The sequence below is a fragment of the Rubritalea tangerina genome (assembly GCF_042683245.1).
GTDB classification, from domain to species: Bacteria; Verrucomicrobiota; Verrucomicrobiia; order Verrucomicrobiales; family Akkermansiaceae; genus Rubritalea; species Rubritalea tangerina.
Window position 1 is genome coordinate 1 of the sequence record NZ_JBHUJB010000041.1, and the last position, 2,913, is coordinate 2,913.

The following is a 2,913-nucleotide window of genomic DNA, read 5'->3' on the forward strand; positions in this document are numbered from 1 at the left end:
AAGCCTATCCGACTTTTCCTGACTACTTTAAAACACCGAAAAACCGCTTAAGTCCGTGCCATTCTTACCTGTCTCATTCTGATCATTCTGCCGTCCGTATCGATGTCCCCAAAGGGACCTACGTACCCAGCTTCTACAGCAAAGATCAAAACTCAGCTCCTGCTCCCATCTCCCCCCAAAAAGCCGACAAAACATCATCCAAAATATCCAAGCCAGCACTCGCCGTTGTCATTTTTGATACGATCTCAGACGACAAAGCACACTTTGCTACAGGTATCACCCGCCAACTCCTTGTTGACCTCTCTCGCTTCAAAAAACTCACAGTCCTCGGCCCCATTGATGCCACACAGCTCCCTCAAGCAGCCAACTGCCCATCCATCATTGGCGAGCAACTAAAGGTACGATTCGTCCTCCAAGGCTGTGTCCAACATCAAGGGAATCACATCAGAATTTCAGTCAACCTCACCGACACTTCGAGCAGAGCCCTTGTCTGGGGCCAAAACTTCGACCGTGACCTCTCGAAATACGATATCTTCGACCTCCAAGATGAAATCGCCAGGCGATGTGCCGCCTTTATCGCTGGTGACCTAGGAATCATCACCATGACTCTCTACCCAGAGACAAAGGCGAAGGCACCGACTGAACGTGAAGACTACGAAGCTGCTCTACTCGCCTACCATGCTGGTATTGTCCTCACACATGAGGCGATGCTATCCGCTAGAGAAGCTCTCGAGTCCTCCATTAAGAATAACCCTAACTACGCCCTAACAAAGGCTCTCCTCGCCGACCTTTATTGTATTGAGTACTTCTGCCTCTCTGGAGCTAACACCTCTCTGCTCCAACGTGCCGAATCCCTCGCCAAAGACGCTCTCGCTCTCGATCGAGAATGCCAAGATGCGCGCTGGATACGCGGCCAAGTCCACTTCTTCAAAGGTGAATTCCAACGGTCCAAAAGGGAGTTGGAGGCTGCCATTGCCTTGAACCCTAACAACCCCTCAATACTCGCCTCCTGCGCATTCTACCTCCCCATGCTCGACCAATGGCATGAAGCCCTAGAACTGAGCCTCAGAGCCATCAGACTCAACCCCCAACACCCGGCTTGGTATAATTTTACTCCTGCACTTTACTACTTCATGCATGGCCCTCTCGAAAAGGCTGTGAGCCATGCAGAACGCCTCGAAGTCCCCGACCTATTCTGGGGGGCCTTGCTCCGCTCAGCTATTTTCGCTGATGCCGGACACGATATCCAAGCTAGAAAAGAAGCCCAAAAACTCCTCATCCTCCAGCCGGATTTCGACAACTCTGGACGCCTTGCGATCAAACGCTTCCTCGTCCAAGAAAAAACAGTGAACAAAATCACCAACGCCATCCAGAAAATTGGCATCTCAGTCAGCGAAGTAACCCTCCCCCCCAATATAACTAATACATAGAGCCCACAGCATCACAGGCGCAGCTCCTGACGATATACCTTTCTAAGAAACCACACTCGCTATGCTTTAGAGGCAATGCTATAAATCATAGCTGATGTACCACACTCTCGCTATCCTCCTTGTATTCGGGTTTCTCTATACCACATTTGCCGGGAAAATTGAAAAGCTCCCCATCTCAAGTGCCTCCATTTTTTTACTCACTGGAGCACTCCTTGGGCCTCTCGGAGTTTCACTCCTAGAAATAGAAAACGCCCACACTCCTCTCCGAGTTCTTGCAGACCTAACATTAGCAATGCTGCTCTTTTCTGATGCTGCTGGTATCAACCTTAAAACCCTGAAAAGTACTTCACACATTCCTACCAGAATGCTCCTACTAGGCTTACCAATGACCATCCTTCTGGGTCTTTATCTAGCCACTCTATTCTTTACTGGATTTACCTTTTGGGAATGCGCACTCGTTGCCATAGCCCTCGCTGCCACAGATGCAGCACTGGGAAAAGCGGTAGTCACCCCCCCCTCGTTCCTGAGCGACTCAAAACTTCGCTCAACGTAGAAAGTGGCCTCAATGACGGGCTCTGCGTCCCGCTTCTCTTACTCGCTATCGCACTATCAAAAACCGATGCCGACCCCGCTGGACTCGCGATCAAGTTACTCGTCCAAGAAATTGGAATCGGTGCCCTAGTTGGCATCACACTCACCCTCATTTGCTCGAGCCTCATCCACTATTCTGAAAAGAATCAATGGATCTCTAGCAAATGGGCTCAAATCCCTGTAACCGCACTCTCACTCATTTGCTTCACTGTCGCTCAGGAATTACATGGCTCCGGATACATTGCCGCCTTCGTCGGTGGACTCACATTCTGCATTCTCAACCGACGCAAACGCAGTCACGAACTGACGCATGACGCCGAGGAATCCGGTGACATCCTCAGCATGCTCACCTGGATCCTATTCGGTGCCGTTGCCATTCACGGCTTTATCGAAAACTTTTCACTAACCATTCTCGGATATGCCCTTCTCAGCCTCACTCTCATCCGTATCCTGCCAGTCATGATCAGCCTCACAAAGTCTGACACCAATGGTATCTCACGCCTCTTTCTCTCTTGGTTTGGCCCTAGAGGACTCGCCAGCGTCGTCTTCGCCGTCATCATCATCAATAGCGGCATTCCACAAGCCGAACCCATCGCACACGTCATCACCTGCACCATCCTACTCAGTGTCCTCGCACACGGAATGACCGCTGTCCCATTTATTAAAAAATTCAGCAACTCCATGCACTAGTGATTCAAAAGACTTATGCGTCAATACCGAGTCAATAGATGGTATAACACTCTCCTCATTGGCACATAAAAGATAGAATGAGAAGAGAGGTGAGGCCGCGCCATGGTTGCTGGTAAGCTCATGGTTTATGAAAAAAGAACCAAAGCAAGCAACGATTGTCGGCGTCGACCTCAGTGATAAGAAACACCAAATCTGTGTACTC

The 2,913-nt window shown here is 49.9% G+C and carries 3 protein-coding genes; all 3 read left to right on the forward strand.

Going from position 1 to position 2,913, the window contains the following annotated elements; all coding sequences use genetic code 11:
- The coding region (locus ACFSW8_RS10150; RefSeq protein WP_377178150.1) for a hypothetical protein at positions 1-1,430 on the forward strand (1,430 nt) is incomplete at its 5' end.
- A gap of 94 nt (positions 1,431-1,524) precedes the next feature.
- On the forward strand, positions 1,525-1,983 hold the full coding sequence (locus ACFSW8_RS10155; protein WP_377086803.1) for a cation:proton antiporter domain-containing protein: 459 nt from the start codon (positions 1,525-1,527) through the stop codon (positions 1,981-1,983).
- On the forward strand, positions 1,878-2,711 hold the full coding sequence (locus ACFSW8_RS10160) for a cation:proton antiporter domain-containing protein (protein ID WP_377086805.1): 834 nt from the start codon (positions 1,878-1,880) through the stop codon (positions 2,709-2,711). The genes ACFSW8_RS10155 and ACFSW8_RS10160 overlap by 106 nt, the downstream gene beginning before the upstream one ends.
- Positions 2,712-2,913 lie beyond the last annotated feature (202 nt).